Consider the following 20312-nt stretch of genomic DNA (forward strand, 5'->3'; position numbering starts at 1 on the left):
TGGGTGATGATGGGCAGGTGGCAAGGGGGGAAGCAGTGCTTGATCCGGTCCGGTACGCACGGGCGCTCGGCGGTGCCGTCGCGCTCCTCGTCGGCTTGTCCGGGTGCGCGGGGAACGCGGTACCCTGCGCCGGTGTCGGTGTGGTGGCCCAGGTCGGAGTGCTCTTCGCGCAGGACGGCTACGACGGTCTCGCCGGCGCCTCCGTCCGACTCTGCGCGCACGACAGGTGCGTCGAGGACCGGATACGGGCCGAGGCCGTCACGAGCGTCAGTCTGCCGCTGCCGGACGACATCGGCCCCGACCTCGGCACGGTCCGCTTCCGCGTTACCCGCGCGGGCAGCACCAGGCCCCTCATCGACGCGTCCACCGAGAAGCGGCTCAGCCGCCAGTCCGACGGCTGTGGCGGCGGCGCCTACAACGGGGCACTCGCCTTCACCAAGGAGGCCGGCCTCACCGCCACGGTTCCCAAGGCCGTGTCGGACGCCTTGGCCAAGCAGGTCAGGACGGCTGCTTCCCGGCGTGCGTGAGGAAGCCGGCCCACGTGGTGGGGGAGAGCCCCCCCGCGCCACCCAGGTCGCCAAGGTCGTACGCCACCGCACCGACACCAAGACCGGCAAGCAGAGCCGCGAGACCGTCTACGCCATCACCGACCTGACCAGCCGCCAGGCATCTCCGGAACGGATCGCAACGATCTTGAGGGCGCCCTGGGTGATCGAAAACAGGCTCCACTTCGTCCGGGACACAGCCTTCCGCGAGGACGCTCCCCCAGGCTCCGCCCGGGGGTACCCCACCAAGATCCGTACCGGACACGGCCCGGAGAACATGGCCACCCTCCGCAGCTTCGCCGTCAACCAGCTCCGCGCCGCCGGCCACACCGACATCGCCGCCGGACTCCGCACGACAGCCCTCCGCCCCTACGAGCGGCCACTCGCCGTCCTCGGACTCAACTGACCTGCGCCAACACACGATCAACCAACCATGCAATCGCCCTGCCCCACGGACCCGCGGCCGGTGCAGTGGACGTCAACGGGCCGTGCAGTGGACGTCAACGGGCCGTGCACACGCGCCCTGTTCCATGGTCACGCGGCCGGTTCCCTCGATCAGGCAGCGTCCACGCCGTTTCCGTACGGTGCGGCGCATCCTCGCACCCGTGAGCACCAGGCCTCCAACCACCGTGTGAACATCAGCAGGGGAAATACGATGACACGTTCCCACCTGTCTCCCGGCGGGAGTTCGCAGGCCCCCGGGCGCCTGCCGGGCGTCCCCCCGTCCGGCGGCGACGATCGGCCGGCCGGCGATGTCAAGTTCAGAAACTTCGTAACACTCACTGCTCAGGAAATCGAGAGGGGTGCTCAGACTCTGAGTGGCGATGAGTTGGCACCCTTGTCGCACCTGACAGGAGTTTCTGTTCCGAGATCTGCCAATCCTGACGGGTTCCGTTTCGACGCTCAAGGTCACGTAATCGACGGTCTGCTGTATGCCCGGATTTACTGCGGCGCAATGAATGGGGTGTCCTGCGGCAGTACGGCCGATGATCCGATCGTGGCCGATGTGGTCAAGGCGGGCTGGATCTCATTTGTCGGTGAAGGGGGAGAACATACCGTCAAGCCGGGCCAGATGTTCATTCGCGACACCAAACTGTCATGGGAGTTTTCTTGCTCCGCCTCCTTTTCGACGCACGTCATATCCGTTCCCAGACACCTGGTGGTCCCTCGCGTCAGTTCGGTAAGAGTGCTTGATCGCGCGTACGTGGCAGACGCCGGTATGCCGGAAGTTACGTTTCTCCTGAAATTCATTGAGATGATTGACGAGAGTGTCGATAACCCAGGCGTCTCGAAATCCATACGAATTACCCTTCGGGATGCTCTCGCCGCACTCATCTCGGGAATCATGTCCGATTGTTGGGGCATGGAGTCGGATACTCACGCGAGTATGACTGTTGCGGCTGCGAGAAATGTCATCGAGCGTCATCTGGACAGCCGTGATCTCTCACCTCGGATGGTCGCTCAGCGTATTGGTGTCTCACTCCGGACACTGCACCGATCATTTTCGGTGTCAGGTGAATCGATGATGACATTCGCGCGCAGGAGGCGTCTCCAAAAAGCTCACGACGAACTAGTGGGAACCGAAACGCTAAAAGATATTTCCGCGTTGGCTGCGCGCTGGCATTTTTCGGATTCGAGTCACTTTATTCGGCATTTTAAGGCCTACTACGGGTCAACCCCCGGGGCATATCTGAGGAACAGAAGAATTGGCGACTCCTGATCTGCTCGACGTGGGTCCGGCGCAACCCTCGTCGAGGAGGTCGCCGTAGGCGGCGAGTTTCGCTGTCAGCAGGCGCGAGAAACCCTGTCGTTGAGATCGACGGTTCCGCTCGTGGCCGGAGCCGGTGCCACCCGCAGGTCGGCGACCGACCCGCCGCCGCTGACAACCGAATAGATTCCGGCGGTTTCGGCATGTTGGTTCAGAATCAACGCGCTGTCCGTGTTGTTCTTGACCGAGGAAGCCTGGTTGTCCGCCGGAGTTCCGTCCGAGAACTTCTTGCCCGCCAGGTCATTTACGCACGACGTCTTGACGCCGTTACTCAACGTGATCTTGGGAACCACGTACATCGGCCCCGAGAAGTTGATGTCCTTGTAGAGGCAAACCTCATCTGACGGGCAGGATGTGGCGGCACTGGCCGTCGGCCCCATTACCCCTGCACTTGCCAGGGCCAAAGCTATTGCCGGAATCACTACAGCTGCTCGCATCTTGTTCAGGATCCTCATCTCTTTGTTTTGCAGCAGAGAATTTGCCCTACCGGTTGCATGCTGCAGTATCCACTACTTCCACCTTGGGGTGCTAGGACATCCATGCCCGCCGATGGTACGACCGTGCCAACCTGGACACGGCCTGGATTGCGCGGCGCCACCGGTGGCGCGCGTATGCCACGGCATGGCGTGGTTGTTCAATACTTTCCTGCCCTCATTTGATGTAATGATCAATGTGAACGTCAGGAAGGGAGAACAGCCATGCTGAAGCCCTATTGGTAGAAGAACCAGCAAGGAAGAAAGGCCGGCGCATGCCCGTACCCATCGGCGCGGGCATGCGCCGGTCCGCCTTCCTGGCTGTGCATCGTCATTGTCCCGTCCATCGACCGGCCGATGGACGCACCAGTGCATTCCGGCATTCCTCCCGTCAGGCCTCCTGAGGGCGCAAATTGAAGAATCGAGGGTAACGCCGTGCATGGCAAACCCACCCCACGGTCCCTTTTCTCTTCGACTGAGTTCCGCGCCACCTGGCTGGCCGAACTGGTTTCGTTCTTCGGGGACCAGTTGGCCCGGGTCGCGCTGGCAATCCTGGTGTTCGACCGCACGGACTCTGCGGCCCTGACCGGCCTCACCTATGCGCTGACCTACGTGCCGAGCGTTGTCGGGGCGCTTACGCTTTCCCACCTGGCGGACCGGCGGCCCCGCCGCAGTGTCCTGATGACGGTGGACATCTGTCGGGCCATCGCCGCCGGGGCCATGGTGATTCCAGATGTTCCGCTCGGTGTTCTTTGCCTGCTCGTGTCGGTCATGTCGTTTCTGGGTGGACCGTACAGAGCGGCCCATCTTGCCCTGCTGCGCGAGATTCTCAGCGCCGAGCAGTATCCGATCGGCATGTCTGTCCGGCAGATCACCATGCAGGCGGCTCAGATCTTCGGCTTCGCCTTCGGCGGTGTGGTGTCCTCGGTTTTCACTCCGCGGGCGTGTCTCGCTTTTGACGCCACCACCTTCGTCGCGTCGTTCGGGCTCTACTGGTGCTTCGTCAAGTCGCGCCCGGCTGCCGGGACACCGGAGGGAACAGGAACCGTCGCAGCCGGTCTGACCGTCCTGTGGGCCGAGCCTCGCCGACGGGCGATCTTCCTGAGCACAGCACTCGGGTTCTTCTACATCGCCCCCGAGGCGGTGGCCGCGCCCTACACCAGCGCCCTCGGCCTCGGATCGGTCTGGGTGGGCGTCCTGCTGGCCAGCACGGGTGTGGGCGCGGTGGCCGGCCTGTGGGCGTTCCACCGGTTCGTGCCGGCCCACCGCTACGCGGACCACCTACCACTGCTGTGCTTCACCACCGGCCTTCCGCTTGTCGCCGTCGCGATCCAGGGCGGCGGGATCTACCTGGCCATGGTGTCCTTCGCCGTCAGCAACGCGCTGTGGTGCATCCAGGTGGTGGTCTCCGTCTCCACGCTGGTCGAACTGCTGCCGGACGACCGTCGTGCCCAGGGCATGGGCGTGGCGTCGGCCATGAACCTCACCGCCCAGGGCGTCGGCACCGGAGGCGCCGGACTGCTCGCACAGTGGCAGAGCCCGGTCTTCGCCCTGTCCTTCATGGGAGCCGCATCGGCGGTGGCCGGGCTGTGGCCCGGTCTGCTGTGGCTCCGGTCGACCCGGAAGCCGGCGGCCCTGCCCGCGCCCGACAGTGCGTGAACGCGGGCGCGCGCCACGCCTGCCTGCTGTCGCCGGGTGCACCCGGACGTGGCCACGAAGAGGCCGAGGAGTTCAGCCTCCCGGGGCCGCTCGGTGACGGCTTCGGGAGGGACACGCGGTCGGGCCGTACGGCTGTGCGACGAAGATGTCGACTGTTCGACACGCGGTACGAGTACGGCCCTACGCCTCGCGCCCTAGGCCCGTCGCCGGATGTGGCCGGGTGCGTACCGTCATAGCCTCGCCGTATGGCATCAGTTGACTCTCGCCGCAGCGAACCCCGAAGCCAGGAGCAGCGCAAGCGCGAGGCCCTGGAGCGGCTCGCGCGGGACAACGACGTATGGGTCGCCACGGCCGACGGTACCGGCGAGCCGTGCCTCGTTCCGCTTGCCTTCTGGTGGGACGGCGAGAGCGTGTGGCTGGCCACCCGCGACACCAACCCGACCGGGCGCAACCTCCGCGCCTCGGGCCGGGTCCGGCTCTCCTTCGGCCATACCCGCGACGTGGTCCTGGTCCACGGCACCGCGCGCATGCTGACCCGGGAGGAGCTGCCGGACGGGGTGGGCGACGCCTTCGCCGCCAAGGACGGCTGGGACCCCCGCAAGGACCACCCGTCGTACGTCTTCTTCCAGGTCGCCCCGCAGGTGCTGCAGGCATGGGGAACCGTTCCCGAGCTGGCCGGGCGGACCCTGATGCGTGACGGGAAGTGGCTGGTCTAGGTCATCGCCCGCAGCACCGCGGCCGTGTGCGCGTCCGCCGGGAAGAAGGTCTCGATGGCGATCTCGTCCAGGGTCACGTCCCGTGGGGAGCCGAAGACCGTGGTGGTGTAGAGGAGGGCGAGGTCGCCGTGGTCGGAGGAGAGGCGCAGGGGGACCACCAGGTCGTCGTGGGGTGATCCGGTGTCCCGGGGCTCGTCCGGCTCGGGGGACGGGTAGCTCTCCAGTTCCGTGAGGAGTTCGGCCAGTCCCGCGGCCGAGGTCCGGTCCAGCTGGCGGCGGACCCGGCGGAGCACGTGCGCGCGCCACTGCGCGAGGTTCCGGATGCGTCCGGACAGGCCGTCGGGGTGCAGGGTCGCCCGCAGCACGTTGAGCGGCGGACCGGTCACGTCCGGCGCGACGTCGCCGAGGAACAGCCCCATGGCCCGGTTCGCGGCCAGCAGCTCCCACCGCACGTTGACGGCGAGCGCCGGATTCGGCTCGTGCCCGGCGAGGACGGCCTCCACCGCCGCGCGCGCCGCACCCAGGTCGGCGTAGGCGCGTTCGCGGTGCACCGGGGCGTAACCGGCCGCCAGATAGAGCGCGTTGCGCTCCCGCAGCGGCACGTCGAGTTCGTCGCACAGCCGCCGGACCATGTCCCGGCTCGGTCGCGCCCGCCCGGTCTCGATGCAGCTCAGGTGCCGGGTCGACAACTCGGCGGCGAGCGACACGTCCAGCTGCGAACGCCGCCGCCGCTCACGCCAGCGCCGCACCAGCACCCCGACCGGCTCGGTGGTGGTCGTCGTCATGCACCCCAGGCTGCCCGGCGGCGCGCGCCACGGCAATGACCTCGCAGGTCATCGACAGCACGCGCCGCGCACCCTCAAATTCTGGGCAGGGCAACGCAGTTCACCGCGAAAGGACAGCCACCATGACCGAGACCGCCGAACGGTTCGACGACTACGTACGGTTCTGGAACACCGGGACCGAGCAGGAGCAGCGCGCACACGCGGCAGCCGCCTTCGCCGACGGCGTCGAGTACCGCGCCCAGATCGGGGTCCTCAACGGGACCCAGGCGCTGATCGACTTCCGCAACCAGTTCGCCGCCCACATGGGCCGGGTCACGCTCCGCCTGCGCGAGCAGCCGCAGGTCCACCACGACCGCGCCCGGCTCCGGTGGGAGATCCTCACCGGCGACGACGCCGGCACCTCCTTCGCCACCGGAACCGACGTGCTGCACCTCGACGGCGACGGCCGGATCAGCTCCGTCACGGTCTTCCTCGACCGTGCGCCCGAGGGCTTCGACCCCGAGGCGCACGACTAGGACCCGCCGGGTCAGGGCAGCTTGACCGCCAGGACGTCGACGGGCCTGATCCCGGGGGCCTCGCTGAGCATGGTCCCCGCGGCCTCCGTCAGCGCCGCCGCGATCCTGCCCTGCAGGTGCGCCTGCCGCCCCTGCTCGTCGTCGAAGGTGTCGAAGACGCCGAACGTCGTGTCGCCCAGCTTGAACGCGAACCAGGCGACGGTGTGGTCCTCCTGCTGCGCGAGCTGCAGCGCGTCGCGCAGCAGGGCCTCGACCTTGTCGGCGTACTCGGGCTTGGCCTCGATCTGCGCCAGCAGTCCGAGCTTGCTCATAGTGCACTCCTGTGATGGGGGTTGGGGGTTGGGGGGAGGGACAACAAGGAATCTAGGCCGCCCGCACCGCCTCACCCAGTGGCGGAAACGACTTATCCGATAGCGTTTCCGTCATGAACGTGGCTGTACTCGCCTACGACGGCGTCTTCGACTCCGGGCTGGCGTCCCTCCTCGACGTGCTGGCGGGGGCGAACGCCATGCGCGACGAGCTTCCGGAACCGCCGCCCGCCTGGAACGTCACCACGATCGGTTTCCGCCGACGCGTCCGTACGGGCGCCGGGCACGTCGTCGAGACCGTTCCCGTCGACGCGGCCGAGGACGCGGACCTGCTGCTGGTGCCCGCGCTGGCCGAGCGGCGGCCCGACGCCCTGATCGCCTACGTCTCGGGTCCGGACTCGGCGCCCCTGCGGCGGCTGGTGGCCACGGCACGCGAACGCCGGACCCCCATCGGCTCCGCCTGCAGCGGGACGTTCCTCCTCGCCGAGTCGGGAGTCCTCGAAGGGCTGCGCGCCACCACGAGCTGGTGGCTCGCCCCGTACTTCCGCACCCGCTACCCGGCGGTCACGCTCGACGAGACCCGCATGGTCACCACGTCGGACGGCGTGACCACGGCCGGCGCGGCCTTCGCCCACGTCGACCTCGCGCTCGCGATCGTACGGACCACCAGCCCGGCGCTCGCGGACCTGGTCGCCCGTTACCTGGTCGTCGACGAACGCCCCTCGCAGGCCTCGTACACCATCGCCGCGGCGCTCGCGCAGAGCGATCCCATGCTCGCGGCCTTCGAGCGCTGGGCCCGGATCCACCTCGACCAGCCGATCTCGATCGCCGACGCGGCACGGGCCGTCGGCGTCAGCGAACGCACGCTCCAGCGGGCCATGCGCCGCACACTCGGCACGTCACCGGTCCGCTTCGTCCAGGACCTGCGCGTCGAACGCGCCTCGCACCTGCTGCGCACCACGGACCTGCCCCTGGAGGCCGTCGCCCGCAAGGTCGGCTACGAGCACGCCAACACCCTGCGCGTCCTGCTGCGCGAGCGCACCGGCACTACGACAGGCGCGCTGCGCCGCTGACCGACGCGAGGAAACCGGCCCAGGTGGCGGGGGAGAGGGCGAGTTGGGGGCCCTGACGGTTCTTGGAGTCGCGGATGTGAATGGTGGTGGGGCAGGTGGCGACTTCGACGCAGTCGCCCTGACTGCCGCTGCTGTAGCTGGACTTGCGCCAATGGAGGGCTACCTCGACGCAGTCGCCCTCGCTGCCGCTGCTGTGGCTGCTCTTGAACCAGGTCAGTTCGGACGTGCTCATAGCGCTCCTCGCATCCGCTCCAACAGGGCCCTGGAGTCCCGAAGGTTGCGGGCCTGCGAGCGCAGTTTTCCATACCGCTGGTGGAGGACGCTGATCTCTTTCGGATCGGCGATGAGGCGGCCGTTGTTCTGTCCTTCCGAATAAGCGAACCACTGATTCTCGGGGGTCTCAAGCAGCTGCAACGGGCCATCCAGGCCGGCGTGCACGGGCTGAAGCAGGGGCATGATCTGGACCTCCACGTTCCGGTGGCGGTCGATCACCTCCAGCAGATGGCCGAGCACCTCTCGTGTGACGTCGTCGCCGCCCGTTCGTCGCTCCAGCACGGCCTGTTCGACGATGAAGCTGAACGCGCACGGTCGCTCGCGCCGGGTGGACAGCAGTTCCTGCCTGGCGACTCGGGCAGCCACCCGGTCGTCCAGTTCCTGGTCGTTGGGGATCGGCGGCACACTGAGCGACACTGCCCGCGCGTACGCCTCCGTCTGCAACAGGCCTGGTACCACTCGGCATTCGTAGGTGTAGAGGTTGACCGCCGAAGCCTCCATCCGCGCCCACCGCCGAAACCAAGCCGCCAACCCCGGCTGCCGCGCCACATGCCCCGCCGCCCGCCTTAAGGCCCCCGTGTTGCCCAAGGCCTCCTCCGCGGCCTCCACGAACGACTCGTCCGGCATCCTCCTTCCCAACTCCACCGACGCCACCGTGTGTTTCGAGAACCGCACCCGTTCGCCGAACTCCTCCCTGCTCAGCCCCGCGTGTTCGCGCAGGGCCTGGACCACCGCCCCGAAGGTCCGCAGACTGTCCGACGACTCCGGCTCCACTCCATCGCCCACGTAGGCCACCTCCCGGCACCCATGGTGACGGCGAGTTACCGGTACGGTCCAGTCGGTGACCGCGTACGCGGAGACGGCGTACGTGGCTCCCACCTGGAGAACCGCCCTCTCCCGGCGCCAGATTGGGGGCATGGACGCTCCCCCCACCACCGTCACCGTCAGTCGAACACTCGCCCAGCGGCTCAGCGGCACCCCGCGGGGCGCCCGGCTCGCGCGGCATCTCGCCGTCGCTCAACTCCACACGTGGGGTGGCCGGTTCGCGTCGGCGGAAGTGATCGACAAGGTCGAGGTGATCGTCGCCGAGCTGGCTGCCAACGCCGTGACGCACGGGCGGGTGCCGGGGCGAGACTTCGAGTTGCGGCTCTCGCTGGTGCCGGGGAGCGTGCGGGTCGAGATCACCGACACCCGGGCCGAACGGCGGCCGCCCGGCCCCCGGGACGTACGGCCGTCGGGGCCGCTGGACGCCGGTGGGCGCGGGCTCGTGCTCGTGGCCGCGCTGGCCGATCGGTGGGAGGTGCTGGAGCGGGACTGCGACGGCGCACCGGGCAAGACCGTACGGGCCGAGGTGGACCTGCCGCTTCGTCGCAGACCCTGAGCCGGGCCCCGGGGGACGTGCCCCGGGGCCCGGGCGTCGTCAGGTGGAGACGCCGAGGGTGAGCGTGCCGGTGTAGCCGGCGGTGGTGGAGCCGGTGACGGTCATGAGGCCGGACGTGGCGCCCCCGTCGTCGTAGATCGAGTCCTGGGCGAGGGTGGTGCGGGTGGTCGTGTTGGTCGAGTAGGGCGAGACCTTGGCGACCGCCGTGGTGATGGTCTCGTTGATGAAGAGCTGGCCGGTGTGCACGGTCGTACCGCCGGTGAAGGAGCCGTTGGAGGTCAGGGTGACGCCCGTGTGGACCTTCACGTGGATGTGGATGCAGCGGCCCCGGTACCAGCCCGGGTAGATCGTCGTGATGTTGGCGACGCCGCTGGAGTTGGTGAGGACGCCGCCGCGCAGGAAGGTGCCGTCGTCGGACTCGTTGTGGCCGTTGTTGCCGACGTAGCCGGAGTACTCGCCGAGCGCGTCGGTGTGCCAGACCTCGACGAGGGCGTTGGGGATGACGGTGCAGGCGGAGTTGACGACGGTGAGGGCGAGCTTGAGCGAGATGCCCGCCTTGCCCTCGGTGATGTCGGTGCGGACCAGCGCGCCGTCGAGGTAGTAGGGGCCCTCGGTCAGTTCCTCCGTGAGGGTGCAGACCGCCGCCGCGGCGGCCGGCTGGAGGTCCGGGGTGGCGGCTGCCGCGGGGGCCTCGGTCGAGACCGCTGCGCCTACGGCCAGGGCAGCGGCGGTCGTCCCGGTGGCGACGAGTACGGTACGGCGCCCGACGGAGCGGGCGTCATCTGAGGTGTCTGTCATGAACACGGCACCGTAGGAAGGGTACCTGTCGGCAAGCTGTCAGTTCCGTAAAGTGAGCTACCGTCAAGTCTTGAGTTGAGACAGCGGAACCGGCGATCGCCGTTCGACTCGGCCATGGATCGTGGACGACGACTTGCGGGCGCTGATCGAGCCGTTGCCGACACCCTGGCCCGAGCGCTCGCCGCGGCCGGTCGCGCCTCGACCGCTACGCGCCGGGCGGCGAGCACTCGATGTCGGAGACCGTCGCGGCCGTCGAAGGCGCCTGGTCGGGCGCCTGGTCGGGGGCGGGGGCGGCGCCCTCGTCGAGCCGACGGGCGGTGTGGACCCGCAGCAGCCCCTCGATGCCGCGCAGCAGGGTCTCGCCGGCCATGACGGGGTCGCCGAGGTAGCCGGCGCTCATCGCGCCGTCGCGGAGCATGACGAAGTGCCGCCCGGCGTGCTCGGCGGACGCCTCCGTGATCTCGGCGAACAGTCCGGTGATCGTCTGCAGGAACCACGCGCGATGCTGCACGACGGCCCGGTGGACCGGGTGGTCGGCAGCGGGGAATTCCGCTGCCGCGTTGAGGAAGGCGCATCCGCGGTAGCCGGGCGAGCGGATCTGCTCGACCAGGGACGCACCGATGCCCCGCAGGATGCCGTCGGTCGGCACGTCCGCGGCCGTCAGGGTGCCCATCTGGGTGCGGATCGCCTGGTCGACGCTTCCGATGTAGGCGACGGCCAGCTCTTCTTTGCTGCGGAAGTGGCGGTAGAAGGTGGCGTTGGTGACCTTCGCCTCGGCGACCAGACGGTCGACCCCCACCGTGTGGATGCCCTCGGTGTAGAAGAGCTGCCCGGCGGTCCTCAGGAGCCGCTCTCGGGCCTTGGAGACTCTCCCGCCGGTGCCGGGTTCCGTCTGCGTCATATCACTCATCGTAGCAGGTAGAACGTTCTCTCTTGTTTTCGGCGGAAGGGGTGTGCCAGGCTGCAGACAAGAGAGAACGTTCTCTCTACTTCGAGATGGGGTTTCCCGTGATCCGTCCGGCCGTCCGTCCCGCACTCCGGCGCTCCGCCGCCGCCTCCACCGAGCACGTCGGCGCCACGCCCGCCCTGCGCCGGCTGTACGCCGTCCGCTTCGCCTTCGCCGCCGCGTGGGCGGCGCTCCTGCTGGTGTCCGGCTCCGATCTCACCGCCGGGGCCAAGGTGCTGCTGTTCCTCTATCCCGCCTTCGACGTGGCCGCGGCCGTCGTCGACGCCAGGTCGGCGCGCGCCACCGGGCCGGTCAAGGGCCTGTACGCCAACATGGCCGTCAGCGCGCTCGCCGCCGTCGGCGTCGCGGTCGCCAGCACCTCGGGCGTCGCCGACGTGCTGCGCGTCTGGGGCGCGTGGGCGGTCGTCTCCGGCCTGGTCCAGCTCCTCGTAGGCGTCGCGCGCCGGCCGATGGGCGGCCAGTGGGCCATGATCCTCAGCGGCGGCATCTCGGTGCTGGCCGGCGCGTCCTTCGTCCGAAGCGCCTCACAGGACGACCCCTCGCTGACCGCCCTCGCCGGCTACGCCACGCTCGGCGGGATCTTCTTCCTCGTCTCGGCGATCCGCCTGTCCCGCTCCACCCCAAGGGGCTGACCGTGTCGACCAAGGACCCGGGCACGAAGGGGCCATTAGGGTAGTTCGCCGCGACGAGGGCACCCCTTGAACGGCGAGGGCTCGCGGGAATCGGTGCGGGACCCGGATCTAATCGCGCCGGAGAACCGAGCCTTGTCCCGCAGTGCTGGAGGAACATTCCCATGGGTGCCACCCCGCTCCTGCCCACGCCGTCCGGCCCCTACCTGGGCAAAGGGCTGCTGCCCGCCGACTTCTATTCCTTCGAGGAAATGCTGACGGACAGCGAGCGGGAGAAGATCGAGCGCGTCCGTGAATTCCTCGCCACGCAGGCCGCTCCCCTCGTCGACGACTACTGGGCCCGGGCCGAGTTCCCCTTTCAGCTGGTGGCGGGATTCGGCGGGCTCGGGCTGGTGGACTGGGCGGACCCGGACTCCGCGGAATCCAAGCCGAGCAATCTCCTCTCGGGATTCCTCGCGCTGGAATTCGCGCATGCCGACGCGTCCTTGGCGACCTTCTCCGGCGTGCACACGGGGCTCGCCATGGGCTCGATCCTCGCCTGCGGCTCCGAGGAGCAGAAGCGGCGGTGGCTGCCGGCGATGAGCCGCTTCGAGAAGATCGGAGCCTTCGGGCTGACCGAGCCGCACGGGGGTTCCGACGTGGCCGGCGGCCTGCGGACGACCGCGCGCCGCGACGGCGACGGCTGGGTCCTCGACGGGGCCAAGCGGTGGATCGGCAACGCGACCTTCGCCGACCTGGTCGTGATCTGGGCGCGGGACACGGAGACCAACCACGTGCTGGGCTTCGTCGTGGAGAAGGACACCCCCGGGTTCACCGCGACGAAGATCGAGAACAAGATGGCGCTGCGGATCGTGCAGAACGCCGACATCGTGCTCGACGGCTGCCGCGTTCCGGAGGCCAACCGGCTGCAGAACGCGAACTCGTTCAAGGACACCGCGGGCATCCTGCGCCAGACGCGCAGCGGGGTGGCGTGGCAGGCCGTGGGCGTGATGTTCGGCGCGTACGAGATCGCGTTGCAGTACGCGAAGGAACGCGAGCAGTTCGGGCGGCCCATCGGAGGCTTCCAGCTCGTCCAGGACCTGCTGGTGAAGATGCTGGGCAACGCCACGGCCTCGTGCGGGATGGTGACGCGCCTGGCCCAGTTGCAGGACGCCGGGATCTACCGGGACGAGCACTCCGCCCTGGCGAAGGCGTACTGCACCGTGCGGATGCGGGAGAACGTCGGCTGGGCCCGGGAGCTGCTGGCCGGCAACGGCATCATCCTCGACTACAAGGTCGGCCGCTTCGTCGCCGACGCCGAGGCCCTCTACTCGTACGAGGGCACCCGGGAGATCCAGACCCTGATCGTGGGCCGCGCCGTCACCGACGGCCTGAGCGCCTTCGTGAAGTGACGCCGATGACCCCCGAATCCGTGACCCCCGAATCCGGCGCCGCCGAATCCGCGACCACCGAATCCGCGACCACCGAATCCGTCTTCAGCGGCCTGAAGGTCCTCGACGCGTCCTCGTTCATCGCGGCGCCGGCCGCGGCCACCATGCTCTCCGACTTCGGAGCGGACGTCATCAAGATCGAGCCGCCGGGGACGGGCGACCCCCAGCGGCGGCTCAGTTCCGTGCCGCCCAGTCCGCGGGCGCGGGCGAACTACAGCTGGCACCTCGCCAACCGCAACAAGCGCGGCATGGTGCTGGACCTGAAGTCACCGGCGGCCGTCGAGGTCCTCAAGCGGCTCGTCGAGTGGGCCGACGTGGTCATCACCAACTTCCCGCACGGCACGCGCGAGAAGCTGCACCTCGGCTACGAGGAGGTCTCCGGCTGGAACCCGAGGGTCGTCTACGCGGATCTCACCGGCTTCGGGGACACCGGTCCCGACGCCCGGCAGCCGGGCTTCGACCTGACCGCCTACTGGTCGCGCAGCGGCCTGCTCGCCTCCACCCGCGACGCGGGCGCCCCGCCGACCGTACCGGTCTGGGGCAGCGGCGACTACACGACGGCGATCGCCGTCTACGCGGCGATCACGACCTCCCTCTACCGCCGTGAGCGAACGGGGCAAGGGGCCGACGTCGGGACGTCACTGCTCGCCACGGGCGTCTGGGCCACCGGAACCCTCGTGGCCGCCGCCCTCGCCGACGGCACCCCCTTCGAACTGCACGACCGGAAGGCACCGGCGAACCCGCTGAACAACCCCTACCGGACCGCGGACGGCGAGTGGCTCATGCTGGTCGCCTCACCCGCGCGCTGGCAGGGACTGGCACGCGCCGTCGGGCACCCCGAACTCCTTGAAGACCCCCGGTTCTCCGACCTGCAGGGGCTGGTCGAGCACTCCACCGCGCTGGCCGAACTGCTCGACACCGCGTTCCGCTCGCGGCCCTTCGCCCACTGGAAGGACGCGCTGGACCGGGAACGCATCACCTACAGCCTCATCCAGACGCCGGAAGAGGCCGCGCGGGACCCGCAGTTGCGTGAGAACGGCATCGTCGTGCCGCTGGCGGGAGTCGGCGGGCTGACGGAGACCGTCGGCAGTCCGGTCAACCTCCGGGGGGTGCCGAAGGTGCCGGCGAAACGAGCGCCGGACCTGGGCGAGCACAACGACGAGATCCTCGCCGAGCTGGGATTCGGCCCCGCCGAGATCGCCGAACTGCACGCCGGGGGAGTGGTCCCCGACGCCCCGGAGACGGAGCCGCCGCGCTGAACTCTTCATCCCGGCTTCGCCTGGAAATCGTCTCGACGAAGGGAGCCGGACGGCCGGTGTTTCCCGGGTGGCACAAAGTCCGTTGGTAGCGTCCGCGTACCCCGTGCCGTTCGACCGAGAGAGACCTGATGTCCCCGACGATCCGCAGGGCCGTGATCCCGGCCGCCGGACTGGGCTCCCGCCTGCTGCCCCTGACCAAGGCCACGCCGAAGGAGATGCTCCCGGTCGGCGACAAACCGGTGATCGAGCACACCGTGCGCGAGCTGGTGGACTCGGGCATCACCGACATCACCATCGTCGTCTCGGGCGGCAAGAGCCTGATCCAGGACCACTTCCGGCCGAACCCGGGACTCGTCGAGCAGCTGCGTAACGACGGGAAGACGGCCTACGCGGACGCCGTCGAGGAGGTCGCCGAGCTGGCCCGCAAGGGCCACATCACCTACCTCGACCAGTACGGCCCGTACGGCAACGGCACTCCCGTGCTGAACGCCGCCCGCTCCTTCGGCGACGAACCCGTCCTCGTGCTCTGGCCCGACGACGTGTTCGTCGCCGAGGTGCCCCGCGCCCAGCAGCTGATCCGCGCCTACGAGCAGACCGGCTGCCCGGTGCTGGCCCTGCTGCCGATGGACCCCGCCGACTCCCAGCGCTACGGCGTGCCGATAGTCAAGGAGGACCTCGGCGACGGCCAGTTGCGGATCACCGGCCTGGTCGAGAAGCCCGCGCCGGCCGACGCGCCGTCACCGTACGCGGCCATCGGCGGCTACGTCGTCACCCCCGGCATCATCGACGAGCTGCGCGAGCAGACCCGCCGCTGGTACGAGCACCGCACCGGCGAGGTGTACCTGACCGACGCCATCAACGCCTACGCCACCAGCCGGGCCGTGTACGGGCAGGTCATCCAGGGTCGTTGGTACGACACCGGCAATCCGGCCGACTACCTCGTCGCCCAGATGGCCTTCGCCCTCGCCCACCCCGAGTACGGGCCCGTGCTGCGCGGTCTGGTCAGCAAGCTCGACGAGGGCGACGGGCGGGACGAGGGGCGGGACGACGGGCGGGGCGACGCACCGCGTACGGTATGATCGTTACAGAGCTGGTCGCCGCAACTCACGGTGGCTGGTGCTGCGTTGGTGGTCCAAGGAAAGACGCTCCGCTTCCTGCGGGGAAATGCAGGTGCAAGGCCTGCCCGGCGCTCGATCCGGTGCCCGTCCGCATTCGATGCGGACGGGCACCGCGCCGTTTCCACGCCCTTTCCGCGTGTCCTCGGCAGCTCACGTCCCCCTCGGCAACCCTTTAGGGGTAATTAGTCCGCTTCTTCGGCGTCTGTGCCGGATTGTGCTGATATGAAACCTTCTGGACAGAGGGCAACTCCAGGGGCGGGGAATGACAACAGCACAGGTCGGTGTAGTGATCGTCGGCGCCGGCCCGGCGGGGCTCGTCCTGGGGAACCTGCTGCTGGACCGGGGCATCGACTGCGTGGTCCTGGAGCGGCGCGACCGGGCCGCCGTGGAGGGCCGGGCCCGGGCCGGATTCCTCGCCGCCCACTCCGTCCGCGTGCTGACCGAGAACGGCCTGGCGGCCGGCCTGCTGGCCCGCGGGAAGACCCACACCACCTGCCTGTTCCGCAGCGACCGCGGCGAATTCACCCTGGACTACGGGAAGTTGGGCCTCGGAGAGCCGCACACCGTCTACCCCCAGCAGGAACTCGTACGGGACCTGATCGCCGAGTACCTGCGGCGCGGCGGGGAGATCCGGTTCGACACCGAGGCGGCGGAAGTGGCCGATGAGGTCTCGGCGGCCCGGGTACGGGTGCGTGACGGCGGGGACGTCACCGGGCGGTACGTCGCCGGGTGCGACGGGCACCGGGGGATCGGCCGCGCCGCGCTGACGGCCCGCGGCACCCGCACCGCCCGCCGGGACCACGGGGTCTCCTGGCTGGCCGTGCTGGTCGCCGCCCCGCCCAGCCTGGAGGCGGTCGGATACGCCCTGCACGAGCGCGGGTTCGCCGGCCACATGGCACGGACCGCCACCGTCACCCGCTACTACCTCCAGTGTCCGCGCGGCACCGATCCCGCGGACTGGAGCGAGGACCGGATCTGGACGGAGCTCGCGGCCCGGCTGCGGACGGACGAGTTCGGGCCGCTGCGCGACGGCCCCGTCCTGGAGAAGACGGTCGTCGACCTGCGCTCCGACGTCCTGGAGTCCCCGGGCGCCGGCCGGCTGTGGCTGGCCGGCGACGCGGCCGGACTCATCAGCCCCTCGGCCGCCAAGGGCGCCAACCTCGCCATTCTCCAGGCCGAGTTGCTGGCCCGTGCCCTCGAAGGGGAGCTGGCCCACGGCGACGGCACGGGCCTCGCCCGGTACGCCGCCGACTGCCTGCCCCGCGTCTGGCGGGCCCACGAGTTCTCGCACTGGATGAGCGGCCTGCTGCACGGCCCGGCCGGCGAGGACGACGAGGCCCGCTACGGGCGTGCGCTCCAGTACGCCCGCCTGGAGAGCCTGCGCACCTCGCGCACGCACCAGGACTTCTTCGCCGAGAACTACACCGGCATCTGACCCCCGGGGCCGGCACGGCCGTCCCCGGTTCTCCCTGCCCACGGTCTCGGTCTCACCGGGAACCTTTCTTGACTTCTTCCCTCGCCTGAAAGAGCTAAAGGCGGGAGATTCCAGCGGTCACCCGCTGGGTTTCCTGCTTCACCGACGACTGCCCCGTCCGGGAGGACTCCCGTTGAGGTCTTACACCGTCTCCACAGGCGGATGCCGCCAGCCCGGCGGTCAGCATGTTGTGTGCCGCGTTCCCGTCGCGGTCATGGACTGTGCCGCAACGCTCACAGGTCCACTCGCGGATGTTCAGCGGCAGCTTCTCTCGGAACGTGCCGCAGTTCCCGCACAGTTTGCTGCTGGGGAAGAAGCGGTCGACCACGACGAGTTCGCGCGCGTACCAGGCGCACTTGTACTCCAGCATGGAGCGAAGTTCCGTCCAGGCCGCGTCCGAGATGGCACGCGCGAGCCTGCCGTTCTTCAGCAGGTTGCGGACGGCGAGGTCCTCGATCACGACCGTTTGGTTCTCGCGGACGAGTCGAGTCGAGAGTTTGTGCAGGAAGTCCCGGCGCCGGTCGGTGATGCGCGTATGTACGCGGGCCGCTTTCCGGCGGGCTTTCTCCCGGTTGTTCGAGCCCTTTTGCTTACGGCACAGTTCCCGCTGCGCCTTCGCGAGCCGGGTCCGGTCGCGGCGCTCATGCCTCGGGTTGGTGATCTTCTCTCCGGTCGACAGGGTCACCAAGGAGGTGATCCCGGCGTCCAGGCCGACCGCCGCTTCCGTGGCGGGGGCCGGGCTGATGGTGTCTTCACACAGAAGGGACACGAACCAGCGGCCCGCACTGTCCCGCGAGACGGTCACTGTGGACGGCTCCGCACCCTCGGGCAGCGGACGCGACCAACGGATGTCCAAGGGCTCCGCCGTCTTCGCCAGCGTCAGACGACCCTCCCGCCATGTGAAACCGGAACGGGTGTACTCCGCCGACGCGCGGGACTTCTTCCGGCTCTTGAAGCGCGGGTATTTCGCCCGCTTGGCGAAGAAGTTCGCGAACGCCCCTTGCAGGTGCCGCAACGCCTGCTGGAGCGGGACAGAGGACACTTCGGCGAGGAAGGCGAGTTCTTCGGTCTTCTTCCACTGTGTCAGCGCGGCGGACGCCTGGACGTAGGAGATGCGGCGTTGCTCGCCGTACCAGGCCCGAGTGCGGTCCTCCAAGGCCTTGTTGTAGACGAGGCGGATGCAGCCGAACGTGCGCGACAGCTCAGCCGCTTGCTCGCTCGTGGGGTAGAAGCGGTACTTGAAAGCCCGCTTGACCTGCTGCGTCATGTCTCACATTTGATCAGCTCCCATGTGAGCCAGGGGTGTCGGCCGCTGGCCGGTGGACGTAGAACCGCTCTGACGGCGGTTCTGCTTCCCCTGCTCTGCTCCGAAGGAGTCCGTTTCCTACTCGGTCTGAAGGCCGGGGAATCCACGAAGGAACCTCGATGAACCTCTCCGTCGTACAGGCATGTCTGACGGAAACCGACCTGGTACGCATCCGGCGCGCGGCCGACCACGTCCGCGACCACGACACGGACCAGGTCCTCGCCGAGCTGCTGCCCGGCCTGACGGCCGACGAGCGGACCGACGCCGCCCGCCACCTCGGCTACGACCACACCGCCGTACTGGTCTTCCCCGCCTCCCTCGACGGGCTCCGTGACGACCTGCGCGGCGCCGGCCTCGACCCGGGTCCCGTCACACCGAGCGTGGTGGTGCGCGGGCGGCTGGCCCGGCGCTACGGCGCCGCCGTCGGCGACAGCCCGGTCGGGATCGTGCACGTGCCGGTGGCCGGGCGGACCGTGGAGATCTTCGCGCTGCCCGTGCCGCCCGGCTCCCCGCTGGAGACGGTCGCCGCCGACGAACGGACCAACGGCCACGAGTCCCACCACGCCTTCGCGGTGACCGCACCGGGCCGGGTGATCCCCGCCGGGCTGCGCACCCTGCTGACGGAACGCGGCGGCGCGGTCCCGGACGGCGGCGGCTACAACAACCACGAGAACATCACCGTCCTCTACTTCCGCACCGCCGCCCACCGCCGCTTCGAACTCCGCCTCCCCGGCCGCCAGGAACCCCTCCCCGACCCCACCCTCGCCCTCCTCGGCGTGATGACCGGCGCCTGGGCCACCCAGGCCGTCCGCACCATGGCCGAACTGGGCATCGCCGACCACCTGGCCGCCCACCCCGCCCTGGACACCGCCACCCTCGCGACCCTCACCCACACCGACCCGGACGCCCTCCGCCGCCTCCTCCGCTACCTCGCCACCCTGGGCCTGCTCGCCTCGTCCCCCGACGGCACCCACCACCTCACCGCCCTCGGCGACCCCCTGCGCACGGGCACGGACCACTCCCTCCACCCCCTCGCACTCCTCTACGGCGGCCCGTTCTACGACTCCTTCGCCGGGCTCCCGTACGCCGTCAGCACTGGGAAGGAAGCTTTCGCCCACCGCTACGGCGAGCACCACTTCCCCTACTTCGCCGCCCGCCCCGAGCTGGGCGACCTCTTCCACCGGTCGATGGCTGCGAGCGCGGAGATGTTCACACCGGTACCGGACCTCGTCGACTTCTCCGGCGTACGACGCGTGGTCGACGTCGGCGGCGGCAACGGTGCTCTGCTGGGCCGGGTCCTACGGGCCCACGCCCACCTCGACGGCGTCCTGCTGGAACGCCCCGAGGCACTGGAGGCGGCCCGGTCGGAGCTGTCCGATCTGACCGGCCGCTGCACCTTCACCGCGGGCGACTTCACCGACTCCGTCCCCGCCGGCGGCGACGTCTACCTCCTGTCCCGCGTCCTGCACGACTGGGACGACGACCGCTGCCTGACCATCCTGCGCCGCTGCGCGGAGGCGATGCGCGAGGGCAGCCGCCTGCTGATCGTGGAACGCCTGCTCCCCAGCGACACGGCGGCGGCCTGGGACATCCACATGCTGTGCAACGTGGGCGGCCGGGAACGCGAGGAGGCCCACTACGGCCACCTGCTGAAGGAGGCGGGCTTCAGGCAGCTGGCCTGCCACACCTTGCCTCTGGGAGCGTCACTTCTGCACGCCGTGCGAGGCTGACCGCTCCGCTGGTTGGGCGGTTCGTCCACCGCGGGCCGGTGGGGGCCGGCCGCGCAGTTCCCCGCGCCCCTTTCAGGGGCGCTGCCCCAACCGTCCCCCGTAAGG

Annotated in this window: 22 protein-coding genes; 14 read left to right on the forward strand and 8 right to left on the reverse strand. The window is 69.3% G+C overall.

Annotated elements, in window-relative coordinates; genetic code table 11:
• Positions 1 to 35 precede the first annotated feature (35 nt).
• The 3 genes from ACFWPQ_RS23330 to ACFWPQ_RS23340 all read left to right on the forward strand — a co-directional run bounded on the left by ACFWPQ_RS23330 (position 36) and on the right by ACFWPQ_RS23340 (position 2265).
• Positions 36 to 527: a hypothetical protein gene (locus tag ACFWPQ_RS23330; RefSeq protein ID WP_384037892.1), complete on the forward strand. Its 492-nt coding sequence runs from the start codon at positions 36 to 38 to the stop codon at positions 525 to 527.
• On the forward strand, positions 520 to 951 hold the full coding sequence (locus tag ACFWPQ_RS23335) for a hypothetical protein (RefSeq protein ID WP_384037895.1): 432 nt from the start codon (positions 520 to 522) through the stop codon (positions 949 to 951). The genes ACFWPQ_RS23330 and ACFWPQ_RS23335 overlap by 8 nt, the downstream gene beginning before the upstream one ends.
• A 249-nt stretch (positions 952 to 1200) precedes the next feature.
• A complete protein-coding gene (locus ACFWPQ_RS23340; RefSeq protein WP_384037898.1) occupies positions 1201 to 2265 on the forward strand; it encodes a helix-turn-helix transcriptional regulator in 1065 nt (354 codons plus the stop codon).
• A 65-nt stretch (positions 2266 to 2330) separates the two neighbouring features.
• On the opposite strand, the gene ACFWPQ_RS23345 is transcribed toward ACFWPQ_RS23340, so the two are convergent.
• On the reverse strand, positions 2331 to 2768 hold the full coding sequence (locus tag ACFWPQ_RS23345; RefSeq protein WP_352348600.1) for a peptidase inhibitor family I36 protein: 438 nt from the start codon (positions 2766 to 2768) through the stop codon (positions 2331 to 2333).
• Positions 2769 to 3221: 453 nt separating this feature from the next.
• On the opposite strand from ACFWPQ_RS23345, the gene ACFWPQ_RS23350 reads away from it, so the two are divergent.
• Together ACFWPQ_RS23350 and ACFWPQ_RS23355 are read left to right on the forward strand one after the other, a co-directional pair.
• On the forward strand, positions 3222 to 4445 hold the full coding sequence (locus ACFWPQ_RS23350; protein ID WP_384037901.1) for an MFS transporter: 1224 nt from the start codon (positions 3222 to 3224) through the stop codon (positions 4443 to 4445).
• Between the two features lie 245 nt (positions 4446 to 4690).
• Positions 4691 to 5161, forward strand: coding sequence for a pyridoxamine 5'-phosphate oxidase family protein (locus tag ACFWPQ_RS23355; RefSeq protein ID WP_361296296.1), 471 nt, complete (start codon positions 4691 to 4693; stop codon positions 5159 to 5161).
• Here ACFWPQ_RS23355 and ACFWPQ_RS23360 read toward each other — a convergent pair.
• Positions 5158 to 5946, reverse strand: coding sequence for a helix-turn-helix domain-containing protein (locus tag ACFWPQ_RS23360; RefSeq protein WP_384037906.1), 789 nt, complete (start codon positions 5944 to 5946; stop codon positions 5158 to 5160). The genes ACFWPQ_RS23355 and ACFWPQ_RS23360 overlap by 4 nt on opposite strands.
• 122 nt (positions 5947 to 6068) lie before the next feature.
• Between ACFWPQ_RS23360 and ACFWPQ_RS23365 the strand changes: the two genes are divergently transcribed.
• Complete coding sequence (locus ACFWPQ_RS23365) at positions 6069 to 6461, forward strand: nuclear transport factor 2 family protein (protein ID WP_384037910.1); 393 nt, start codon at positions 6069 to 6071, stop codon at positions 6459 to 6461.
• Between the two features lie 11 nt (positions 6462 to 6472).
• On the opposite strand, the gene ACFWPQ_RS23370 is transcribed toward ACFWPQ_RS23365, so the two are convergent.
• Positions 6473 to 6772 (reverse strand): putative quinol monooxygenase, encoded by a 300-nt coding sequence (locus tag ACFWPQ_RS23370; RefSeq protein WP_384037913.1) that lies wholly within the window; start codon positions 6770 to 6772, stop codon positions 6473 to 6475.
• 113 nt (positions 6773 to 6885) lie between these two features.
• Between ACFWPQ_RS23370 and ACFWPQ_RS23375 the strand changes: the two genes are divergently transcribed.
• Positions 6886 to 7842, forward strand: a complete 957-nt coding sequence (locus ACFWPQ_RS23375; protein ID WP_384037917.1) for a GlxA family transcriptional regulator — start codon at positions 6886 to 6888, stop codon at positions 7840 to 7842.
• On the opposite strand, the gene ACFWPQ_RS23380 is transcribed toward ACFWPQ_RS23375, so the two are convergent.
• The gene (locus tag ACFWPQ_RS23380) at positions 7817 to 8074 is read right to left on the reverse strand and encodes a DUF397 domain-containing protein (RefSeq protein WP_384037920.1); all 258 of its coding nucleotides are present in this window, start codon (positions 8072 to 8074) and stop codon (positions 7817 to 7819) included. The two genes, ACFWPQ_RS23375 and ACFWPQ_RS23380, sit on opposite strands and share 26 nt — an antisense overlap.
• Positions 8071 to 9033 carry a Scr1 family TA system antitoxin-like transcriptional regulator gene (locus tag ACFWPQ_RS23385; RefSeq protein WP_384037923.1) on the reverse strand — a complete coding sequence of 321 codons (963 nt, stop codon included), beginning with the start codon at positions 9031 to 9033 and terminating at the stop codon, positions 8071 to 8073. The genes ACFWPQ_RS23380 and ACFWPQ_RS23385 overlap by 4 nt, the downstream gene beginning before the upstream one ends.
• Here ACFWPQ_RS23385 and ACFWPQ_RS23390 point away from each other — a divergent pair.
• Positions 9032 to 9496, forward strand: coding sequence for an ATP-binding protein (locus tag ACFWPQ_RS23390; RefSeq protein ID WP_384037926.1), 465 nt, complete (start codon positions 9032 to 9034; stop codon positions 9494 to 9496). The genes ACFWPQ_RS23385 and ACFWPQ_RS23390 overlap by 2 nt on opposite strands.
• A gap of 39 nt (positions 9497 to 9535) precedes the next feature.
• On the opposite strand, the gene ACFWPQ_RS23395 is transcribed toward ACFWPQ_RS23390, so the two are convergent.
• Both ACFWPQ_RS23395 and ACFWPQ_RS23400 read right to left on the reverse strand, forming a co-directional pair.
• Complete coding sequence (locus ACFWPQ_RS23395) at positions 9536 to 10294, reverse strand: intradiol ring-cleavage dioxygenase (protein WP_384037929.1); 759 nt, start codon at positions 10292 to 10294, stop codon at positions 9536 to 9538.
• 205 nt (positions 10295 to 10499) lie between these two features.
• Positions 10500 to 11204: a TetR/AcrR family transcriptional regulator gene (locus tag ACFWPQ_RS23400; protein ID WP_384037932.1), complete on the reverse strand. Its 705-nt coding sequence runs from the start codon at positions 11202 to 11204 to the stop codon at positions 10500 to 10502.
• Positions 11205 to 11302: 98 nt separating this feature from the next.
• On the opposite strand from ACFWPQ_RS23400, the gene ACFWPQ_RS23405 reads away from it, so the two are divergent.
• From ACFWPQ_RS23405 to ACFWPQ_RS23425, 5 genes are all read left to right on the forward strand, one after another.
• Positions 11303 to 11893 (forward strand): hypothetical protein, encoded by a 591-nt coding sequence (locus tag ACFWPQ_RS23405; protein WP_384037935.1) that lies wholly within the window; start codon positions 11303 to 11305, stop codon positions 11891 to 11893.
• 161 nt (positions 11894 to 12054) lie between these two features.
• Positions 12055 to 13281 (forward strand): acyl-CoA dehydrogenase family protein, encoded by a 1227-nt coding sequence (locus ACFWPQ_RS23410; RefSeq protein ID WP_384037938.1) that lies wholly within the window; start codon positions 12055 to 12057, stop codon positions 13279 to 13281.
• 5 nt (positions 13282 to 13286) lie between these two features.
• On the forward strand, positions 13287 to 14579 hold the full coding sequence (locus ACFWPQ_RS23415) for a CaiB/BaiF CoA transferase family protein (protein WP_384037942.1): 1293 nt from the start codon (positions 13287 to 13289) through the stop codon (positions 14577 to 14579).
• A 128-nt stretch (positions 14580 to 14707) separates the two neighbouring features.
• Entirely contained in the window at positions 14708 to 15658 is a 951-nt protein-coding gene (locus tag ACFWPQ_RS23420; RefSeq protein ID WP_384037945.1) for a UTP--glucose-1-phosphate uridylyltransferase, read from the forward strand.
• 301 nt (positions 15659 to 15959) lie between these two features.
• Entirely contained in the window at positions 15960 to 17132 is a 1173-nt protein-coding gene (locus ACFWPQ_RS23425) for a 4-hydroxybenzoate 3-monooxygenase (RefSeq protein ID WP_384037948.1), read from the forward strand.
• A 94-nt stretch (positions 17133 to 17226) separates the two neighbouring features.
• On the opposite strand, the gene ACFWPQ_RS23430 is transcribed toward ACFWPQ_RS23425, so the two are convergent.
• Positions 17227 to 18438, reverse strand: coding sequence for an RNA-guided endonuclease InsQ/TnpB family protein (locus ACFWPQ_RS23430; RefSeq protein WP_384037951.1), 1212 nt, complete (start codon positions 18436 to 18438; stop codon positions 17227 to 17229).
• Positions 18439 to 18596: 158 nt separating this feature from the next.
• On the opposite strand from ACFWPQ_RS23430, the gene ACFWPQ_RS23435 reads away from it, so the two are divergent.
• Positions 18597 to 20207, forward strand: a complete 1611-nt coding sequence (locus ACFWPQ_RS23435; RefSeq protein ID WP_384037954.1) for a methyltransferase — start codon at positions 18597 to 18599, stop codon at positions 20205 to 20207.
• Positions 20208 to 20312: the final 105 nt, after the last annotated feature.

Source organism: Streptomyces sp. NPDC058464, from assembly GCF_042721035.1.
In the GTDB taxonomy this organism is placed as follows: Bacteria; Actinomycetota; Actinomycetes; order Streptomycetales; family Streptomycetaceae; genus Streptomyces.